11 protein-coding genes are annotated in these 20,380 nt (G+C 42.1%); 5 read left to right on the top strand and 6 right to left on the bottom strand.

What is annotated here, in order from left to right:
* Positions 1 to 8: 8 nt before the first annotated feature.
* The 4 genes from Q1W14_RS04415 to Q1W14_RS04400 are packed head-to-tail and all read left to right on the top strand — an operon-like array spanning position 9 to position 7,648.
* Positions 9 to 3,095 carry a TonB-dependent receptor gene (locus Q1W14_RS04415; RefSeq protein ID WP_300699580.1) on the top strand — a complete coding sequence of 1,029 codons (3,087 nt, stop codon included), beginning with the start codon at positions 9 to 11 and terminating at the stop codon, positions 3,093 to 3,095.
* 12 nt (positions 3,096 to 3,107) lie between these two features.
* Positions 3,108 to 5,090 (top strand): RagB/SusD family nutrient uptake outer membrane protein, encoded by a 1,983-nt coding sequence (locus Q1W14_RS04410; protein WP_300699579.1) that lies wholly within the window; start codon positions 3,108 to 3,110, stop codon positions 5,088 to 5,090.
* Positions 5,091 to 5,126: 36 nt separating this feature from the next.
* Positions 5,127 to 6,044, top strand: coding sequence for a DUF4361 domain-containing protein (locus tag Q1W14_RS04405; RefSeq protein WP_300699578.1), 918 nt, complete (start codon positions 5,127 to 5,129; stop codon positions 6,042 to 6,044).
* Entirely contained in the window at positions 6,041 to 7,648 is a 1,608-nt protein-coding gene (locus Q1W14_RS04400) for a glycoside hydrolase 43 family protein (protein WP_300699577.1), read from the top strand. Before Q1W14_RS04405 ends, Q1W14_RS04400 begins: the two co-directional genes overlap by 4 nt.
* Positions 7,649 to 7,715: 67 nt before the next feature.
* On the opposite strand, the gene Q1W14_RS04395 is transcribed toward Q1W14_RS04400, so the two are convergent.
* From Q1W14_RS04395 to Q1W14_RS04370, 6 genes are all read right to left on the bottom strand, one after another.
* Complete coding sequence (locus Q1W14_RS04395) at positions 7,716 to 11,810, bottom strand: two-component regulator propeller domain-containing protein (RefSeq protein WP_300699576.1); 4,095 nt, start codon at positions 11,808 to 11,810, stop codon at positions 7,716 to 7,718.
* A 63-nt stretch (positions 11,811 to 11,873) separates the two neighbouring features.
* Entirely contained in the window at positions 11,874 to 13,844 is a 1,971-nt protein-coding gene (locus Q1W14_RS04390; protein WP_300699604.1) for an alpha-glucuronidase, read from the bottom strand.
* 238 nt (positions 13,845 to 14,082) lie between these two features.
* Positions 14,083 to 15,057, bottom strand: coding sequence for a glycoside hydrolase family 43 protein (locus Q1W14_RS04385; protein ID WP_300699575.1), 975 nt, complete (start codon positions 15,055 to 15,057; stop codon positions 14,083 to 14,085).
* Between the two features lie 13 nt (positions 15,058 to 15,070).
* Positions 15,071 to 16,210, bottom strand: coding sequence for an endo-1,4-beta-xylanase (locus tag Q1W14_RS04380; protein ID WP_300699574.1), 1,140 nt, complete (start codon positions 16,208 to 16,210; stop codon positions 15,071 to 15,073).
* Between the two features lie 70 nt (positions 16,211 to 16,280).
* A complete protein-coding gene (locus tag Q1W14_RS04375) occupies positions 16,281 to 17,774 on the bottom strand; it encodes an MFS transporter (RefSeq protein ID WP_300699573.1) in 1,494 nt (497 codons plus the stop codon).
* Positions 17,775 to 17,807: 33 nt separating this feature from the next.
* Positions 17,808 to 19,487: a sialate O-acetylesterase gene (locus tag Q1W14_RS04370; RefSeq protein WP_300699572.1), complete on the bottom strand. Its 1,680-nt coding sequence runs from the start codon at positions 19,485 to 19,487 to the stop codon at positions 17,808 to 17,810.
* A gap of 273 nt (positions 19,488 to 19,760) precedes the next feature.
* Here Q1W14_RS04370 and msrA point away from each other — a divergent pair.
* The coding region (gene msrA, locus Q1W14_RS04365) for a peptide-methionine (S)-S-oxide reductase MsrA (protein WP_300699571.1) at positions 19,761 to 20,380 on the top strand (620 nt) is incomplete at its 3' end.

Below are 20,380 nucleotides of genomic sequence, written 5' to 3'. Positions count from 1 at the left end.
TATATATTATGAAAATAAAAATAAGCATTCTTATAATAAGCCTGCTAACTTTCTTTGTGAACATACTTCATGCACAAGACGGAAATGTAACGGTGGCTGGTATGGTGATGACAGAGAGTGGAGAAGAAATGATTGGAGTATCTGTCAGTGTAAAAGAAGCCCCGGGACATGGTGCTATAACTGATTTAGACGGAAGATTTCAAGTAACTGGATTGAAAAAGGGACAAACATTGGTTTTCTCTTTTATTGGATATGATAGCGCAGAAATTCGTGTCAATAATACTGATAAACGTATGAGTATTACCTTAAAGGAAACAGCTAATATGATTGATGAAGTCGTAGTAGTAGGCCGTGGTACCCAACGTAAAGTTTCTGTGACCGGAGCCGTGACAAATGTGGAGGTAGCCAATTTGCAGGTTCCTTCATCTTCTGTAAGCAATATGCTTGGCGGACGTGTGCCGGGTATCATTGCTATCACCCGTAGTGGGGAACCAGGAAATGATTTCTCTGAATTTTGGATACGTGGTATCAGTACATTTGGTGCAGGTTCATCGGCGCTTGTTTTAATTGATGGAGTTGAAGGAAATTTGAATGATTTGGATCCGGCTGATATTGAAAGCTTCTCTATTCTGAAGGATGCTTCGGCAACGGCGGTTTATGGTATGAAAGGTGCTAACGGAGTTGTACTTGTAACGACCAAACGAGGCGTAGCAGGAAAACTTAGGATAGATGTCAAAAGTAATGTCAGTTTCTCCCATTCTCCCCGTATGCCCAAATATGTAGATGCACATGACTATGCTCGTTTAGCTAACGAGGCGCGGGTTGTACGCGACCAACGTCCTATATATACTGATGCTGAGTTGTCTCTTTTTGAAACCGGATTGGATCCTGACTTATATCCAAACATAAACTGGCGCGACGTGATTCTCCGAGATTATACTTGGAACCAGCAGCATCATCTTAGTGCATCGGGTGGAGGACCTAATGCCCGTTATTATTTAAGTTTGGGCATTCAAACTAAAGATGCATTATTTAAACAAGATAAAGGTGTAAACCCATATAATACGAATGTCAATTACAATAAATACAACTTCCGGGCGAATGTAGATGTAAACATGACACCGACTACGAATCTTGTGTTAGGACTTGAAACTGTTATTGTCAATCAAAATTTCCCCGGATACGGAGATAATAGTGATTTGCTATGGATAGCTCAAGCGAATATGACCCCTGTAACTGTACCACTTGTATATACAACGGGGCAGTTGCCGGCTTATGGACGTAACAATGACCAACAAAGTCCGTATGTATTGCTTAATTATACCGGATACCGGAAGTTCTACCGAAATACAAACAAATTGAATGTCCAATTCCGTCAGGATTTGGGTAAGCTGACCAAAGGACTTTCAGCTAGTGTGCTTTTCCACATGAATGCTGATAATGAAATGACTTCTTATCGTAGCAAGACTCCCACCTTATATTATGCTTCCGGTAGAAAACGTGATGGAGAGTTGGATATGAAAACAACAGTGGAAGGTGCTGATCCTGAATATAGCCATTGGACGCAGGTGAAGAAAACCTATTATTTTGAAGCACGTGCCAATTACGAACGTGCCTTTGGAGATCACCGGGTTACAGGATTGCTTAACTTTAACTTAGAAGACAAAAGTAGTTCCGAATTCTATACTGACCTTACAGCTATTCCTAGACGGTATGTAGCACTATCATCTCGTGCCACTTATTCTTATAAAGATACCTATATGGTTGAAGGAAATATCGGATATACTGGTTCTGAAGCTTTCGAAAATGGAAAGAAGTTTGGAGTATTCCCGGCTGTATCATTGGCGTGGGTACCTTCTCAATACCAATTCGTAAAAGATAATATGCCTTTTATCGATTTCTTAAAGTTGAGACTTTCCTATGGAGTGGTAGGTAATGATAAACTTACCTGGGATGATTCTGTACGTTTCCCTTATCTGACTATTATGGAACGGAAAAATGCAACTACTGATTGGAATCCATCTGCCGGTACCATTGATGAAATTCAAGTAGGTGCTAGTAACTTGCGATGGGAAAAATCGAAAAAGTTTAATTTGGGTTTTGATTTTAAGATGTTCAATCAACGTATTGACCTGACAGTGGATATCTTTAAAGATAAACGTACCGGTATTTTCCAACAGCGAGCAAGTGTACCTGAAGAAATGGGTTTGGTATCCTTGCCTTGGGCCAATGTGGGTGAAATGGAAAGTAAAGGAATCGATGGTAATATATCTTATACCCAACCGTTAAATAAAGACACCTATTTGGTATTACGTGCCAATCTAACCCTTTCAGATAATAAGGTATTGAAGTTCGAAGAAAATACGATTCGTTATCCCTATCAAACAGCTGTAGGGTATCAGGCTTGGATTAATCGTGGACTGATTGCCGAAGGACTTTTCAAGGATGAGGACGAGATACTTAATAGTCCCCGACAAACTTTCTCCAATGATGTAAGACCGGGTGATATAAAATATAGGGATGTGAATGGAGATGGACAGATTAACTGGGATGATGCAGTTCCACTTAAAAACAGTCAGGATCCCGGCTTGAATTATGGCTTTGCTGCTGAATTCAATTGGAAAAATTGGAATATCAATATCTTCTTTGAAGGTATGGGACGGGTTAGCTATTTTTATGGCGGTGCAGGTTATTTCCCATTCTTAGGAGAAAGTACAGGAAATGTGCTGCAAATGGTAGCCGACCAGAAGAATCGTTGGACTCCGGCATCATTCTCTGGTGATCCGTCAACAGAGAATCCCAATGCACGCTTTCCACGTTTATCATATGGAAGTAATGCAAACAACTATCAACAATCTACTTTTTGGATGGTCGATGGTAGCTATATCCGTTTGAAAAACGTACAGGTGTCTTATCAGTTGAAAACAAAATGGTTACAACGTATTGGTTTGCAAAGTGCCACTTTAAGTTTTATCGGCGACAACTTGCATGTTTGGGATAAAGTAGGACTCTATGATCCCGCTCAAGGAAAAGATAAAGGCATGAGATACCCATTACAACGTGTTTATACACTTCAAGCTCTACTGAAATTTTAAAAAAGATGAATCATGAAAAAAAATAGATTATCAATCATAAGTACCGGTTTGCTTTTGATCATGTTTGTGTTGAGCATGACATTTCATTCTTGTCAGGGCTATTTGGACATAGATGAATATATCTATGACCGTACTACGATCGACTCGGTATTCAGTTCCAGAATAAAACTAATGGAATATGTCAACGGCATACTTCCTTTTTTGCCGACTGAAGAAAGTCCGCATCGCTCTGCTTCGACACCTGCCGGACAAGCAGCGGATGAGTGGTTTGCTTCTTGGGAAGATGGTGGTCAAACTGGTATGTATTTGCTGCTGGACGATGTCACTCCTGAACATTGGGCTTTTGGTGACTTATGGAGTAAAATGTACAAAGGGATTCGTAAAACCAATATTGTAATTGGGCGTATTAATGAGTGTAAAGAGCTATCCGACATGGAACGGCGTGACTATGCAGGTCGGGTTTATTTTCTGCGCGCATATTTTTATTTCACTTTACTAAGACATTACGGTCCCATACCAGTTCTACCTGAAAATGCTTTTGATACTGATACCCCGGCTGAGAAGGTTATGCAGGAGCGGGATACTTGGGATGATTGTGCTGAGTATATATGTCAGAATTTGGAAAAGGCGGCAGAACTTTTACCTGCGGTGCGTGAGCTTGCTTTTGAATATGCACCTACTAGTGGAGCGGCACTTGCATTGCGGGCACGTATGCGTCTTCATCAAGCCAGTCCCTGGTATAATGGAAATACACGTTATAGCAGTTGGGTACGTACGGATGGAAAAAACTTTATTTCACAACAATATGAGCCGGAACGCTGGGGGAAAGCAGCAGCTGCTTTCAAAGAAGTAATGAACTTGAATCTCTATAAACTGCATACCGTACCCCGTGAAGATAACACATTGCCATTACCAAAGACAGTATCTGCTGCTGCCTTCCCGGATGGTGCCGGAGATATTGATCCCTATCTTTCTTACAAAGATATATTCGATGGAACAACGTTTTCTTCTCAAAACCAAGAACTTATTTATTATGTTCGCGTATGGAATACTGAGACAATACGTTTAGGAACACCGACCAGTTTAAGTGGTATTAATGGTTTCAACATTCCGCTGGCAATGGTTGAACAATATCGGTGGGCGGACGGTAGGCAATATAATGAAGGTACGGAGCAAGAACGCTCTTGGGAACCTATTGGTAATCGGATTAACTTCTCGGGAAATTATGTCATTGGAGCTAATGTTGCCAAACGTGATGTAAATCGAGAACCGCGTTTCTATGCTTCTATAGGATATAATCATTGTATTTGGCCTGGTACTTCTTATACGGAAAATTCTTCTTTGATCAATTATGAAGTAACATATTACAAGGATGGTACCGGGGCGGCAGGAAGTATTCCTTCAGACTATAACCATACAGGTTATACTTGCCGTAAGTTTATACACCAAGAAGATCATCTCAGAGCTGGCAATCTGATTACAAAGAAAGTAATGCCTGTTATACGTTATGCTGAAGTTTTGTTAGGATATGTAGAAGCCATGAATGAAATGGAAGGTAACTATACTGATACTAAAAATCCGGATAACCCCGATGATGATGTTACGGTTAGCCGTGATATTAATGAAATGGTACGTTGCTTCAATCAGGTGCGCTATCGGGCGGGACTTCCGGGAATTACCACTGCCGATGCGGGAGACAAAACACGTATGCGTCAACTTATAGAGCAAGAACGCCAAGTAGAATTTGCTTTTGAGTCTCACAGATATCACGATCTACGTCGTTGGGGCATTGCACAGGAGCGTATTGATACTCGCATGATGGGATGTAATGTAGCCGCACGTACCAGTGAACGCGAGAAATTTTATACGCCGGTTGTTCTTGACCAACAAAAAATTTATCGTCGTACGTTCAGTCAGAAGATGTATTTTTATCCTATACCACGAAGCGTTATGGACAAAAATTATAAATTGGTTCAGAATCCTGGTTGGAGATAATAGGGTATTATTATTTATATTAAATAAGACAATGAAATGAAAACCATACAATCCATTTTGTGCTTTATTGCTATGTTTTTTATAGCAGGATGCAGTGAATACCCAATCAATGAGGAACAATACGACAGGTTTATATACTTAACCCGTTCCATTGATTTGGTGAAAGATGAATATGTGAATTACTCATACGACAAGGATACTATTTACGTTTCCGTTTCTATAAGCGGATCCCATTATCCGGGTAATGATATTAAGGTTACACTTCAGGAAGAAGAAGGGCTGATTGATAGATACAACAAGGAGAATTTGTCAGTTACCGCTATTCAGAACAGACATCTTCCGCAAAGTGCTTATGAGTATCCACAAAGTGAAATAACGATAAAAGTGGGACAAGCTACAGGCTTGCTTCCTATCTATATTTATCCGGAACAGCTTCATTGCGATTCTCTTTATATGCTTCCTTTCAGTATTAAAAGTGTTTCCGGTTATGAGAAGAGGACTAGCATAGATACGGTTTTACTTGCCCGTGTTAAGTTGGTTAATGAATATTCGGGAAATTATTATATGAATGGAACCAAGAAGAATCTGCAAGATAAATCAGAAGCTCCTTACTTATTATACAGGGGATTGACAGCGACGAATGCCAATACTGTGAGGATGTTCCACGACTCTAATGAGAATCTCGATTACCTGCAAACTACAACCATGACACTGACTGTAAATGAACAAGACAATACAGTGACGATGTCAAGTTGGAATAAATTTGAACTGAAGAGTGGAGGAGGTACTTATTTGCCGGATATAAAGCTTTTTGATATTTGGTATGAATACACCCAAAATGGTGTTGACTATCGGGTAGAAGGATTTCTGTATAAAGTACCTAAAACGGCAGTTGAACAAGAGATTATTGATGACTGGATAAGAATGGAAAATGATAAAAGGAAACCCACATGAAAATTTTATTTGTTTTAGTTGCATGCATCTTGATGAGTTGTAGTGCGGCGAAGGTAGAAAAAGTAACATTTACAAATCCGGTAATCTTTGCGGATGTTCCCGATGTCGATGTAATTAGGGTAGATAATGATTATTACATGATTAGTACCACTATGCACCTGATGCCGGGAGCTCCGGTGATGAGATCGAAAGATTTGGTAAACTGGGAGATTATTAGTTACTTGTTTGATGAGAATAAAGATAGCCCGTTGTATGATCTTGAAGGGGGAACAGTGTATGGCCATGGACAATGGGCGTCTTCCTTGCGTTATCATAATGGCAGATTCTATGCTTTCTTTGCTACAAACAGACCTTCGAAATCTTATATTTATTCTACGGATAATCCTGCAGGAAAGTGGAAGAAGATTGGCGAGTTGAATGCCGGTCATCATGATGCTTCCTTACTTTTCGATGACAATGGGAAAGTGTATCTGGCGCATGGAGGCGGGAAGATACGTATCAGGGAGCTTAAGGATGATTTGTCTGATGTGCAACCTGAAGGACTGAATGTAGAAGTGATTGATGGTGATAAAATGGGATATCCCGGATTATTGGAAGGAACCCATTTGATGAAACTTAATGGTAAGTATTACATGTTTCTGATATGGTGGCCTCAGGGCGGTATCCGTACGGAACTCTGTTTCCGTTCCGACAAGATAGAAGGACCTTATGAATCGAAAGTCATACTTTCTGATACAATTGACTTGGCAGGAGCAGGAGTTGCACAGGGATGTATTGTCGATACGAAAGACGGTGATTGGTATGGCTTTTTATTTCAGGATCATGGTGCTGTTGGACGTACGCCTGTAATTATGCCTTGTCGTTGGGAAGACGGGTGGCCTATGTTGGGAGATAACGAGGGTAAAGTAGCCAAAGTCATGAAAAAGCCGGTTAGCGGATATCCGGAGAAATCATTAGTCATTAGCGATGATTTTAAGGAAACTAAACTGCCTTATAACTGGCAATGGAATCATAATCCGGACAACCGTTTATGGTCGCTTACAGAACGTCCCGGATATATGCGTCTGAAAACCGGTAAAGTGGTTGATAATGTATTTGAAGCCCGTAACACTTTGTCACAACGTACCGAAGGTCCTAAATGTACTGGAACCATCTCAATGGATGTTTCTGCAATGAAGGATGGTGATATAGCAGGATTTAGTGCCTTTAATGGTCATGCAGGATTGCTATCGGTACTTAAGGAAGACGGTAAGAAATATCTGGCCATGTCAATAAGTGTTATTTATTTGGGAGAACATGAAAGAGTGATTTTGGGTATCGATAAAGATGAAAAAGAACGTGTTGAGTTGAAGCAGGATATTGTATATTTGCGTATAGACTGCGATTTTAGCCCGAAAAAGGATATTGCTACATTTTATTACAGTTTGGATAACAAGAACTGGATAAAAATAGGTACCGACTTTCAAATGATATATGATTACAGGAAACACTTTATGGGCAGTCGTTTTGCTATTTACAATTATGCTACCCAAGAACCGGGAGGATATGTAGATATCGATTACTTCAACTACCAAAGAGATTCCTTGCCCATCTCTAGCCAATAGGAGTACTTTTCCATTGAAAGATAAATAAGTCAACTGACTTGCAATAAGTTAGTTGACTTATCTTTTATTAGTGATTATCCATCTCCTGATGCTGTTCCATATAGGCAGTAGGCGAAAAACCGTATAATTCCTTGAACGCCGTAGAAAAATAAGTCATATTAGCAAAGCCGGTCATGGTTGCCACTTCCGTAATATTGTGATGCTTTTCTGCCAACAGAGTTGCCGCTTGTTTCAGGCGAATATTGCGGATAAAGTCTCGGGTAGATTGATTAGTCAATTCTTTTAGTTTACGATGTAAATGTACGCGGCTGATTCCCACTTCACTGGCAATCATTTCTACACTGAGGTTCGGATTGCTTAGTTGCGTATTGATAACATGCATGACACGCTCCATCAGTTTCTCGTCCGGTGATTTGACAACGATTTTCTGCATCTTATCTGTTTGCTCTTGCTTTCCACTAAAGCTATTCCGTAGTAATTCACGTCGTTTGATGATGTTTTCTACGGTCTTCTTCAGTATGTCTATACTGAAGGGCTTTACGATGTAGGCATCCGCTCCTGTATCGAGTCCTTCCAAGTTATCTTCTTCACTGGTTTTGGCAGTAAGCAGAATAATGGGAATATGATTGATGGTAACATTCTGCCTGATTTTACGGCAGAGGGTAAGTCCATCCATTTCCGGCATCATGATATCACTGATAATTAAATCCGGTGCTTTTTTTAATATCTTTTCAAGGGCTTCCTTGCCATTGATACTTTCTGAAGTATGGAAGTCGGCAGATAATTCACGGCAAATGTATTTCCGTATCTCCTCGTCGTCTTCCACTACTAATATGCGGTGTTTGCTCTTGGAGCGTATCTTTTCTTCATCATTATTGACTTCAGGAACAGGGACGGGTTCGGTAGAAGTGATGTGTGTCACTTGTGGAGTATTGGAAGTACGTTCCTCAATCTCTTCCACCTTCAGGTGTTCTTTACCTAGAGGCAAACGAATAGTGAAATGACAACCACTTTTATCCGTATTGTTTGCTGCTTCAATAGTCCCATAATGCAGTTCTACCAATGAACGTGTCAGGTGTAAACCGATACCTGTTCCTACACCGGAATTATTGATATTATTACGTATCTGGTAGAAGCGGTCGAAGATATGTCCGATCTCTTTTTCATTGATTCCGATACCGTTATCCTCTATTACGATTTCAAAATAATGTTGTATGGATGCAGACTTATCTACGTTTTTGCATGTACGCAGATAAATATTTATTTCACCATTCTCCGGAGTAAATTTAAGTGCATTGGTCAATACATTAAGAATGATTTTGTCGAAATTCTTTGGATCTATCCAAGTGTTCAGCTCTTCTACTTCGGGTTTGTAATTAAGTGCTATTTTCTTAGTATTGGCTTGATATTCAAAGCTACTATACAAGTCACGGATAAAACCTACAATCTCTGTTTCCTGAAACTTCAGTAACATTTGCCCCTTGTCAATCTTACGGATATCCATTAGCTGATTTACCAAGCGTAGAAGACGTTCTGCATTCCTGTAAATGGCATGATAAGTCCGTTGCCGTTCGCTATCTTTATCTGCTGCCATTAGTTTTTGCAGCGGACTGATGATGAGTGTCATCGGTGTACGGATTTCGTGGGATATGTTGATAAAGAACTGCAATTTAGCTTCATTGATTTGTTCGGCATGAACATGCTCCAGTATCTCCTGACGTACTCGATAACGATGACGGATTTGAATGATAATGAAGTAGATAATTGCACATACGATTAAAGCGTAGATGCATTTGGCCCAGAAAGAGTCATACCATGCCGGTGAAATGATAATAGTGATTTGTTTGGTATCGGAATACGTCATATAATCCTTGGCTTTTACACTGAATTTATAGATTCCCGGTGCCAGGTCGCTGAATGAAATCCGGTTGATTCCGGGACGTAAAGTAATCCAATGCTCATCATTGATGGCATACATATAGGTGATACGTTCCGGGTTACTGAATTCCATTGTTGAGAATTCAACACTGAAAGAATTATCTTTGTAGGAGAGATGGAACTTGTCTGCATCCATTACAGAACCTTTTACTATTTCTGTTCCACCCGATTTCATTCCTTTCTTAACACTTTCATCATGAATGTAGAATCCGGTAATGTAGATACTGGGTTTAGAAGTAGTACTGGTTATCTCCTGGGGATTGAAATAAGTAACTCCATTGACTCCTCCGAATATAATTTCTCCTTTGTGGTCAACATAAACGGCTCCTTTACTGAATTCATTGCCTTGTAATCCATCATTGGCATAATAGGAGATAAAATTCTTGTGCTCAGGGTTAAAGCGAGCTACGCCATAACTTGTACTAATCCATATTTCGTTATTCTTATCTTCTACGATAGCACAAATCACATTACCCGGCAATCCGTCTTTGATGGTATAATCGTGAGATTCCCGGGTGGTAGGATTCAGAAATTTTAAACCTTCGGAAGTCCCTATCCAGAGATTGCCGGCATTGTCTTCACAAAGCGCATAAATCACGGAGTTGGGAAATAGTCTGTTATTTTGGAAGGTTGAAGCAAAGTTCATCGTTTTCAAATCCAGGCAACACAGACCGTTATAAGTACCGATGTAGAGCTTTTCATTTTTAGAATGCAGCAGGCTGGTTACCCATAAACTGGGCAGTATATTGGCAGCTTTATCATATTGAACGCCCGGTTCGCCGACTTTGCAGCGGGTGGTGATACCTGTATTGAGATCCATACGATAAAGTCCCGACCCCATGGTGCCAATCCAAAGATTCTGCTGGTGGTCTTCTGTGAAACAATAAACACGCATATTGCTGGATTGGGAATTATAATTTGCGAGTTGGATGTATTGGCAGCGTCCGGTTTGCGGGTCTAGCTTTGCCATTCCCTGCATATATGAACCTAGCCAGATGTTGTGCTTGGAATCTTCATATATACTCATAATGGTCGAGGGAACCGACGTTGCGTCATTAGAGTGAACATAGTGTGCTACTCGTTCTCCGTTGTCATTTACCTTGTATAAACCATCGTTGTCCGTACCTACCCATAAAGTACCCGTGTGATCTTTACAGACAGACATGATGCAGCTTGAACCGATTACATTTTTTTGTGCAGATTTATAGCCTAGATACTTGAATGCATTGGTTACAGCAGGGATAAGTAATACACCTTTCTGGAAGAATCCTAACCAGATATTTCCTATCCGGTCTTTCATTATAGAATGAATTTTTGATTTGTTGAGGTCGAAAGTTGTGACATTCAGTTTGCCTTCCACAATTTCCTTTTTCTTGATGTCGTATACCTTCATACCGTTTCCATCGGTACCGATATATATTTCATCGGGACTTGCCAGATAAAGAGTTTTAATAGGCAGATCAGGATAAGATGGGGAGATAGTAGGCTCGAAAGTGGCTTTGCTGCTATTGTACCGGAATAAACCTTTGCCCAGTGTCCCTACATAAATATTGCCCGTTCCATCTTCACAGATGCTAGTGATGGAGATTCCCATGTCATTGATCTCTGTAAGAAAATTCAGGACTTGTTTATTCGGAGTAATGCAAAAAAGACCTTTATTACCGGTACTGATCCATAGATTCCCTTTCTCGTCTTCGTGCATCTGATTGACAATGCTACTGGAGATAAGGTCATCTACATGCTTGGCTACCAGTTTACCATTTGTTCCTGTAATTTTGAAGATGCCATGACCGGCGGTTCCTACAAATATGTCTCCATTGCTGCGTTCAATCATGGTGCCTACATTTGCTGTGGTAGGCTCACCATTCTCTTGTATCAGCGGAATATCTGTAAACTGATCTGTGGCGGAATCATAACTTTGCAGTCCACTCAGGGTAGCGACAAAACAATGTCGGTGGCTATCTTCAAAGAGGAAGCGTACATAATTGTTGAGTAGTGAATGCTCATTTTCTTTATCGTGTTTGTAAATGGTAAATTTAGCTCCGTCGTATCGGTTCAGACCATCTTCTGTAGCAATCCAGATAATTCCGTTTTTATCTTGGTAAACGGTATTAATCATGCTGCTTGACAGTTCGTTGTCAACAGTAAATAATCTTCCGGTCTGCCCGTGGCATATCATGGATACCCCCAGACAAATAAGGCATAGTATAGATTTGAAATTCATAAAGCTGTGTCTTTGTGGATATAATTCTCTACAAAGATACAGCTTTATTTATGAAAACAGAAGTTATCTGTTCTTATTCAGCAATTCACTGGTAGGGCATTCGTAGTTACTGATAGGAAGCTTGATTTGCTTCAAATCATTAAGCTCGTGGATAGGACGTTCTATGTCAGAAGGGATCGGTAGCTTTGAAAACTCTTGAAAGTAAAGCAGGCAAGCATCCTTCCACCAGATAGCATCGCGCATTTGTATTTTCAGGCGAGACTGCACGTCTTTGAATCGTTCTTCATCAATGTGTTTTTTGGCTTTGTCCCAAGTCTTTTGAAATTCTCTGACTTGTTGCACGCCGTGATCGTAATGATAACAAAGTTCATCCCACAGACTGCGTCCGCTTTTCATAGAATGTGTCCAGGGAACGTGGTGAAACCAAAGAAGGTATTCTTCGGGACAAGTGGCTAAGTCGTCGTAGAGTTTTGCCAAATGTTCCGGATATTGACTGACGGCATTACTTCCCGTGTGGCTGCGGTCAAAGCCGACCCCATTGGCATCTGCTCTATGATAGTAAGACGGTAACCAGTCGGGGCGGGCATTAGGTATGTTGCACCAGGGCTCAGGACCATAATGATGTCCCCAAGCAAAAATATGATGTAATCCCAGTGGCATCATATAGTTTACTACGGCTTCGTGGCTTTCGAGCATCATTGCTTTTAATTCAGTGTTAAGGCCACTATCCACCGAGAACGTCTGTTTCAGCCATTCATTTGCTATTGCGTCGGAAGACAAAGACGGATTCCATGCCAAACGTCCGAAGGCATACCAATTGGCTTGGGCAAAGGGGTGTCCGCACCAGTTGGTGTCTGTACCGATATTGGCAACACCTGCAATGGCTTTCAATGAGGCGGGCGGAACAAGATTGAAGAATTCTTTCCACGTAGTAGCCAGGAAGCAGAGGTGATTGGAGTGTCCCATATATTCCTGCGTAATTTGAAATTCCGCCATAACCGGGGTGTGCTGCATAGCACCGAATAGCGGGCTATAGGGTTCACGTGGTTGAAAATCTACCGGACCGTTCTTTACTTGTATGATAACGTTTGGTCGGAATAGCCCGTCCAATGGCTTGAATTCAAGATAGGCTTGCTTGGCACGGTCAGCATCTGAAGGGCTATAGACGAAGGCACGCCACATTACGATACCTTTATAGGGTTTCAATGCATCGGCAAGCATATTGGCGCCTTCGGCGTGGGTACATCCGAAGTCACAAGGACCGGGTTGTCCCTCCGAATTGGCTTTTACAAGGAAGCCACCGAAGTCGGGGATGATGCGATAGATTTCGTGTACTTTGTTTTTCCACCATTTAATCACTTCTTTATCTAACGGATCGGCGGTAGACAAACTATCCAGTACCATGGGTGAAGCAAAGTTAACCGATAGATAGATACGTATGCCGTATGGGCGGAATATATCGGCTAGTGCTTTTACTTTTTGTAGATACTGGGGAGTAAGAATTTGAGGAGAAGCATTTACATTGTTCACTACGGTACCATTGATGCCGATAGAAGCATTGGCACGGGCGTATGCTTCGTATCTGTCAGAGAGGGTAGTGGGTAGTTCATCCCAATTCCAAAGGGATTTTCCGGCATAGCCACGTTCAATAGTACCATTCTGGTTATCCCAATGATTAAGAATACGCAGGTGGTATGCAGGGTTTTCCGTTAGTTGGCCAGCTTGGGAAAAGGCACTGTTTGTTTGCCCCGTTTCTTGCAGACGGAGTAGGTGATAGGCTCCGTAGAGTAAACCGGCTTCGGTAGGGGAGGTGATGTCCATTTGCCCATCGGCCTTTTGAATGCGGAAACCATCTTGAGCCAGTTGCTTATCTTTCTTCAAAGTCAAAGTGACCGGTACTCCACACCATGCTTGCTGCAATTCGTTGATGGCAAGGTTCAGTGTCGGAGATTTCACGGAAGCTGGGGCGGTGATTTTGGCATTCACTCCACTATTAAGCCGTAACCATAGGCGGCTGCCGTCCTCGGCTGCCATTCGGGGGACGAACAACAGGAGTATGCTGATAAATGATAGTAGTTTCTGTTTCATTGTTCTTGTTATTAGAGAGTTGGATTGATATTCGGGAAGAACTGACTACTTCCTTAAATAGAGGTATGAATCATACCGTATGATTGTATGATTCATACCGTATGATTCCTATATCTATCCTATGTCGAATATAACTCAGCTTATCTTTCTGTCGGCTTCACATCTGCATGGATGTATTTGCCGGTCATTCACCTCCTCCGTTGATGGTGATAATTCTTCCTTCTTTATCATATTCCAACTCACATACTTTGAGGCTGCGAAGCCAGGTTTTACCGTTGGAAGGGACACAGTCGTGATGGAACAGATACCATTTACCTTTATATTCAACAATGGCATGGTGGGTAGTCCAACCAATTACCGGAGTAAGGATAACCCCCTGATAAGTGAATGGTCCGTAGGGATTATCACCAATAGCATAGCATAGGCGGTGTGTATCGCCGGTTGAGTAGGAGAAATAGTATTTGTCGTTGTACTTATGCATCCAGCTAGCTTCGAAGAAGCGTCGTTCGTTGTCACCTGCCGTCAAGGGCTTTCCATCTTCATCCAGAATGATTACCGGCTTTGGCTCTTCGGCAAATTCCAGCATGTCGGAAGTGAGTTTGGCAATACGGGCGGGTAAGGCAGGTGTATCATCTTCGGGTAGAATGGCGCTTTCCAGAGCTTTGTTGTTGCGGTAGCGTTGCAATTGTCCGCCCCACAGACCGCCGAAGTACATGTAGTAGTTACCATTATCATTAAAGATGGCGGGGTCTATACTATAACTGCCTTTTATCGGGTCCGGTTGAGGAATGAACGGACCTTCGGGACGATTGCCGATAGCTACGCCGATACGAAAAATATCATTTTTATCCTTTAGGGGGAAATACATATAATACTTGCCGTCTTTCAGGGCAACGTCGCAATCCCATAACTGGCGTCCTGCCCAAGGGATGTCCTTGACTTGCAGTACCCGTCCGTGGTCTTTTATTTCACCGTGCATCACGTCGTCGGTGGAGAAGACATGATAATCTTTCATATCGAAGTGATCGCCATTGTCATTCTCTCCGATGCCACTCTCCCAATCGTGCGAGGGGTAGATATAGAGAATATCGTTGAATACATGTACGGCTGGGTCTGCCATATAATCTCCCGGTACTAAATATCTCATTTCTTTCTTCATGGTTTTTCTGTTTTTAGGGTTTATTATTAGCTATTTCTTCTGATGCGAATATTTCGTTTATAAACGGTTTTGGCTGATAGTTGCGGTCGAATAACAACGGATATTCGTGACGACCGCGTACGGGGAAGTTGTTCTTCCATGAATCGCCGTCGGATACACCCCATACGGTGACGCGGGTGATTACATCAGAATGTTTCAGGAATAGATTGAAGAATGTCTTCATGCGGTCGTTCCAAATTTGTGAAACGGAGTCGGGTAGTGTTTCGGGGTAGGGATTCATCGCTTTGCTGTAGGCTGCGGTGTCGCTGATATTGGCACTTTCTTCTACGGTGGGGAGCGCACTCATTTCCCATTCTGTAATCATCACCTTGGCACCTGTTCCGGCAAAAGCAAGGAGGCTCTTCTCGAACTCCTTCACGTCGGGATAGTCCATACCCATGTGCCCTTGCATGCCGATGGCATCGATACGGATACCCTGTTCTTTCAGTGCATTTACCAGGCGTACCACGCCGTCACGTCGTCCTGGCGCGTGCATACCATAGTCGTTATAATAAAGCTCGGCGTCCGGGTCGGCTTCATGGGCGTACTGAAAAGCGAGAGGGATATACTCTTCTCCCAGAATCTCATAGAATGGCGTTTTACGGTAGGATCCATCTCCCTCAATGGCTTCATTCACCACATCCCATCCTTTGATACGTCCCTTGTAGCGGCCGACGATGGTGGTGATATGTTCCTTCATCCGCGCTTTCAGGACATCGGGTGTTACGTTCTTGCCGTCTTTATCTATGCAGAACCAAGGTGAGAGTTGCGAATGCCAGATGAGGCAATGTCCGATGACGGTCATACCGTTGGCCTCACCGAAGCTTACCAGTGAGTCGGCAGGGACGAAGTTATATCGATTTTCTTCGGGATGGATGTTTACACTCTTCATGCAGTCTTCGGCAACAATGGAGTTGAAGTGCTTCTTCACAATACGGACTCCTGCTGTATCTTGTTCGTATACCTGCCTGTTGTTGACGGCGACTCCGATAAGAAAACGGTCGCCAATAACTTCTTTTAGTAAACGTTCGGTTGGTGTGGTGGTTTGCTTCGGTCCCCCACAGGCAGCAATCGTAGCTGTTGTTAATAGGAGAAGGAGGTTCTTTAATTTCATAATGCTTGAATTGTTTTATGGATAATTGGTTTATTTCTATTTATTCGCTTTAGTTTCTTTACTTATCGCTTTAATAATCGGCTTTTTCCCTTCGCTCGGTCAATTCTGCCTGCATCTCCTCATTGAATTTCTTGGTAATGGGGTAGAAGAACAGTGTAATCACTCCCACAAAGAATATGGCGGCAGGAATCAAACTGGAAGATAATAAGATACCGTGAATGGCCGATTCCGATTGTACTGTGCCTGCTCCTGATACATAGCCGAAACCTGAAAGTAAGAATCCGAGAATAGCGCCTCCGATACCCAGACCTGCTTTGAGGGCGAATACTACTCCGGCAAATACAAAGCCCGTGGCACGACGGTAATTTACATATTCCGAATAGTCGGCTACATCAGCAATCATTGCCCATAGCAAAGGCACTGTAGGTGCGTATGCCAGACTCTTGAGGAAATTCAATACAAACATGGATTCTACATCAGTCTCATTAGGGAAGTAGAAGAAGGCGGTAAACAGAGCGGTCAATGCCAGGCAGATAATGAATACCCGTTTCTTTCCATATCGATTGGCAAGGAAACCTGATAAGAAGATAACTCCGAAGAATTGTACCAGAGCACCAAGCATATTGAACACACCAAAACCTACTTCGTATGCTTTATCCGGACCGGATACTATTAATCCAAAGGCGTTTAATATAGTATAACCTATGCCATTACCCGGTTCGGTAGCTACCAAGCCCAGTTTGTCGAGGAAGGCATACAATGAGTTGGAGTCTACATAGTTTTCGAAATAGTAATTCATGGCACTGCCCCACATAGCAAGTGTGGTGAAGATAAATAAGGTAAGAATGAACATTGCCCGCCACGGAATACTCTTGAATACGTCTTTAATGTCCTTTCGGGTATCGGTCTTCTGACTGGCAGGCGGGGTGATACGTTCGCGGCTGGAGAAGAAGGTGATGACAAAGAACACCAAACCAATGACTGCAAACAGTGAAATGGTGCATAACCACCCATGACCTTTGTCACCTCCGGCGGCAAATTTGCTTACTAATGGTAAAGTCAATCCTTGTACTACAAATTGCGCAATAGTAGCGGCAACAAAACGCACGGAAGTGATGCTGGTACGCTCTTTAATGTCGCTCGACATCACTCCGCCTAATGAAGCGTATGGGGTATTATTGAACGAATACAATGTCATCAGCAAAGTATAGGAAATCGTGGCATACACAGCGACTAAGCCTTTGTCTTCAATACCCGGGTTGTAGAAAGCCAATACATAGAATACCATAAACGGCAATGCCGTCCATAATACCCACGGGCGATACTTACCCCATCGTGTTTGTGTCCGGTCGGAGAGAATACCTACTGTGGGGTCAACGAAAGCATCTACTATACGGGCTATCAGCATGACGCTTCCCGCTACGGCCCCTTCCAGTCCGAATACATCTGTATAGAATTTCGTTTGATAAATCATCATCATCTGGAACACGAGGTTCGCAGAGCAATCACCGAGGCTGTAGCCGATCTTCTCGGCCATGGAAACCTTTTGGCTTAATGTGTTCATTTTGCTATGAGTTATAGATTAGTAAGTTATGAATTATTTATTGTTGAGGCTTGTGGCTTGCAGGACGCTTTGGGCAACACGCTCTCCAAGAGTTTTCTTGTCCAGCGGATGTATGTCGTTCCATTCACCTAAATCACTGTTCTTGATAAGTGTGGCGTTCTTATTCATTTGGGCTGCCTTGGCTTGTTCCTGACGCATCTCTGCCCAGGTTTTACGTCCATAGACATCATCTTTCGAGAGGAAATCGGCTAACTCTACAATATAGAAAGGCAGTTCAGGATTATTAAAGGTAGAACGCCAGTCGGTAATCAGAGTGGTGAGCAATACCGCATATTCGTTACGTTGTGATACGTTGGATTCACCTTGATACCAAATAACTCCTTTTACTGGATAATTTTTTAGCGGAGCAATCATCGCATTATACAAACATACCGGTTTATAGCAGAAGAAGGTAGAGCCGGGAGCTGAGGGCATCGGTGCACCAAGGCGATATTTCCATTCACCTTCAAGGCTGATCTCTTCGTTGTTGCAGATAATCTTGTATGGCTTTTCTTTAACGAAGTGTGCACGTCCACCATTGCTGATGAGACGAATAGTAACGTTGTTCTTTCCTGCTTTCAGTAACCCTTCGGGGATGGTATAAATACGTGGAGGATATTGATAACCGGTAGTGCCTACAAATTTTCCGTTTACATAGACCGAGTCTGCATCTACCATACATCCTAGTCGAAGAGTGGCTTTTTGACCTGTCATAGAGGCGGGTATTGTCAGGTCTTTGCGGAACCAATGCGAACCATTAATAGGATTTAGTCCGTTGTTATTCCATTCGGAAGAAAACATATTAACACTCTTCCAATTACTATCATCATAATCGGCAGCATACCAAGGGGTAGCTTCATGCAATCCGGCATCACCACGATAAAGAGCTGTGTTCCAGCGATAGGAACTTTCTCCTTCTACTTTCTTGAGATGTTCGCAATAAGTATCATCTTCGTACCGGCGTTTGTCATTGATATATTTAGGAAATTCTTGCAATCCTTCTTCACTGATCCAGGCTTCTACCGGGGTTCCTCCCCAACTTGAATTGATTAATCCTACGGGGATACCGGTTTCTTTGTAATAAGCCTTTGCAAAGAAATAGGCTAGGGCGGAGAAGCTCATCACGTTTTCTTGTGTCAATGTTTTCCAGTTTGCCGGAGGAGTATCTTCTTGTGGTGCGTGGAAGTTATAAACTTTGGGTACGATGATGTGGCGTATTTTATCATTGCTATATGCGGCAATTTCATCCCGGAACATATCTGTTACACGACTTACGGGTAATTCCATATTCGATTGTCCTGAGCATAACCATACGTCGCCTACCAGTATATCTTTCAGTTCGATGTCATTCACTTGTAGGATGAAAGGACCTCCAGCTTTTAAGGGAGGCAAGGTAATGCTCCAATTGCCATTTGCATCTGCGGTTGCGGAATAAGAGCTTTTCAGCTTTTCTCCTTTGATGGCGGATGAAGTGCTTTTCTTCTGGAAACTCACTTGTACACTTTCTCCGGCATCTGCTGTACCCCATACTTTTATAGGTTGTTCGCGTTGTAGCACCATGCCGTCCGAAATCAAAGCAGGCAACTTCACCTTCGCCTCTGCCAGTGAGGCAAAGCAAAGGCAAAGCAACGCTGCTACTCCTAACTTAAACCTACTATGAATTAAACTTTTCATCTCTGTATTTATTTAATTGTTTCTGTAAGCAAAGATAACAAAGCCATCGGTGAAAACCTATATACCTATGTAGCACAAAATTTTATGCAGGTAACATTTCGTAATACATACGTTACATAAACCTTCGTCTATGTAACATGCACTTTGTTTGTATGGGTAAATAGCATAATCTTCGTCTTTTTTTCAACCATACCGTTACTTTTGTTGTTGTACATTAAAGTAAGATTCCAAGGTTATGAGAATTGTTCTTCAAACTATGTAATAATGGAAGGTATGAAACAAATAATTTTTATTTTTGTAGCGTTATTCAATTGTTTGGCTTGTGCGGGCAATCCGGCAGGAAAGACAGAAAAGGAAAAAAATATGAAACCAATGAAAGAGATTTATCTGGCAGGAGGATGTTTCTGGGGTACCGAACATTTCCTGAAACAAATAGATGGAGTGGAAACCACTCAAGTAGGCTATGCCAATGGAAACATCGCCAACCCCACTTATAAACAAGTATGTACTGGCACCACAGATTTTGCCGAAACCGTAAAAGTACAATACGATCCTGAGAAAGTAGATTTACCTTTCCTCATCGATCTTTATTTTAAAACTATCGACCCTACCAGCATGAACCGTCAAGGAGGGGATAGAGGTACTCAATATCGTACCGGTATATATTATACGGATTCTGCCGATCTTCCTGTAATAAAGGAAACCGTACAGCGTCTGGCTGCCAACTATACTAAACCCTTGGTTGTAGAAGTTGAACCATTGAAGAACTTCTATCCTGCCGAAGATTATCATCAGGATTATTTGGATAAGAATCCCGGGGGATATTGTCATATTAATCCTGAGTTGTTCGATCTGGCTCGTAATGCCAAGATGAAGAAGAAGGCAGTTGCTTA

Source organism: Bacteroides sp. (assembly GCF_030151085.1).
Lineage (GTDB): Bacteria > Bacteroidota > Bacteroidia > Bacteroidales > Bacteroidaceae > Bacteroides.
This window is presented reverse-complemented; position numbering and strand designations above follow the sequence as displayed.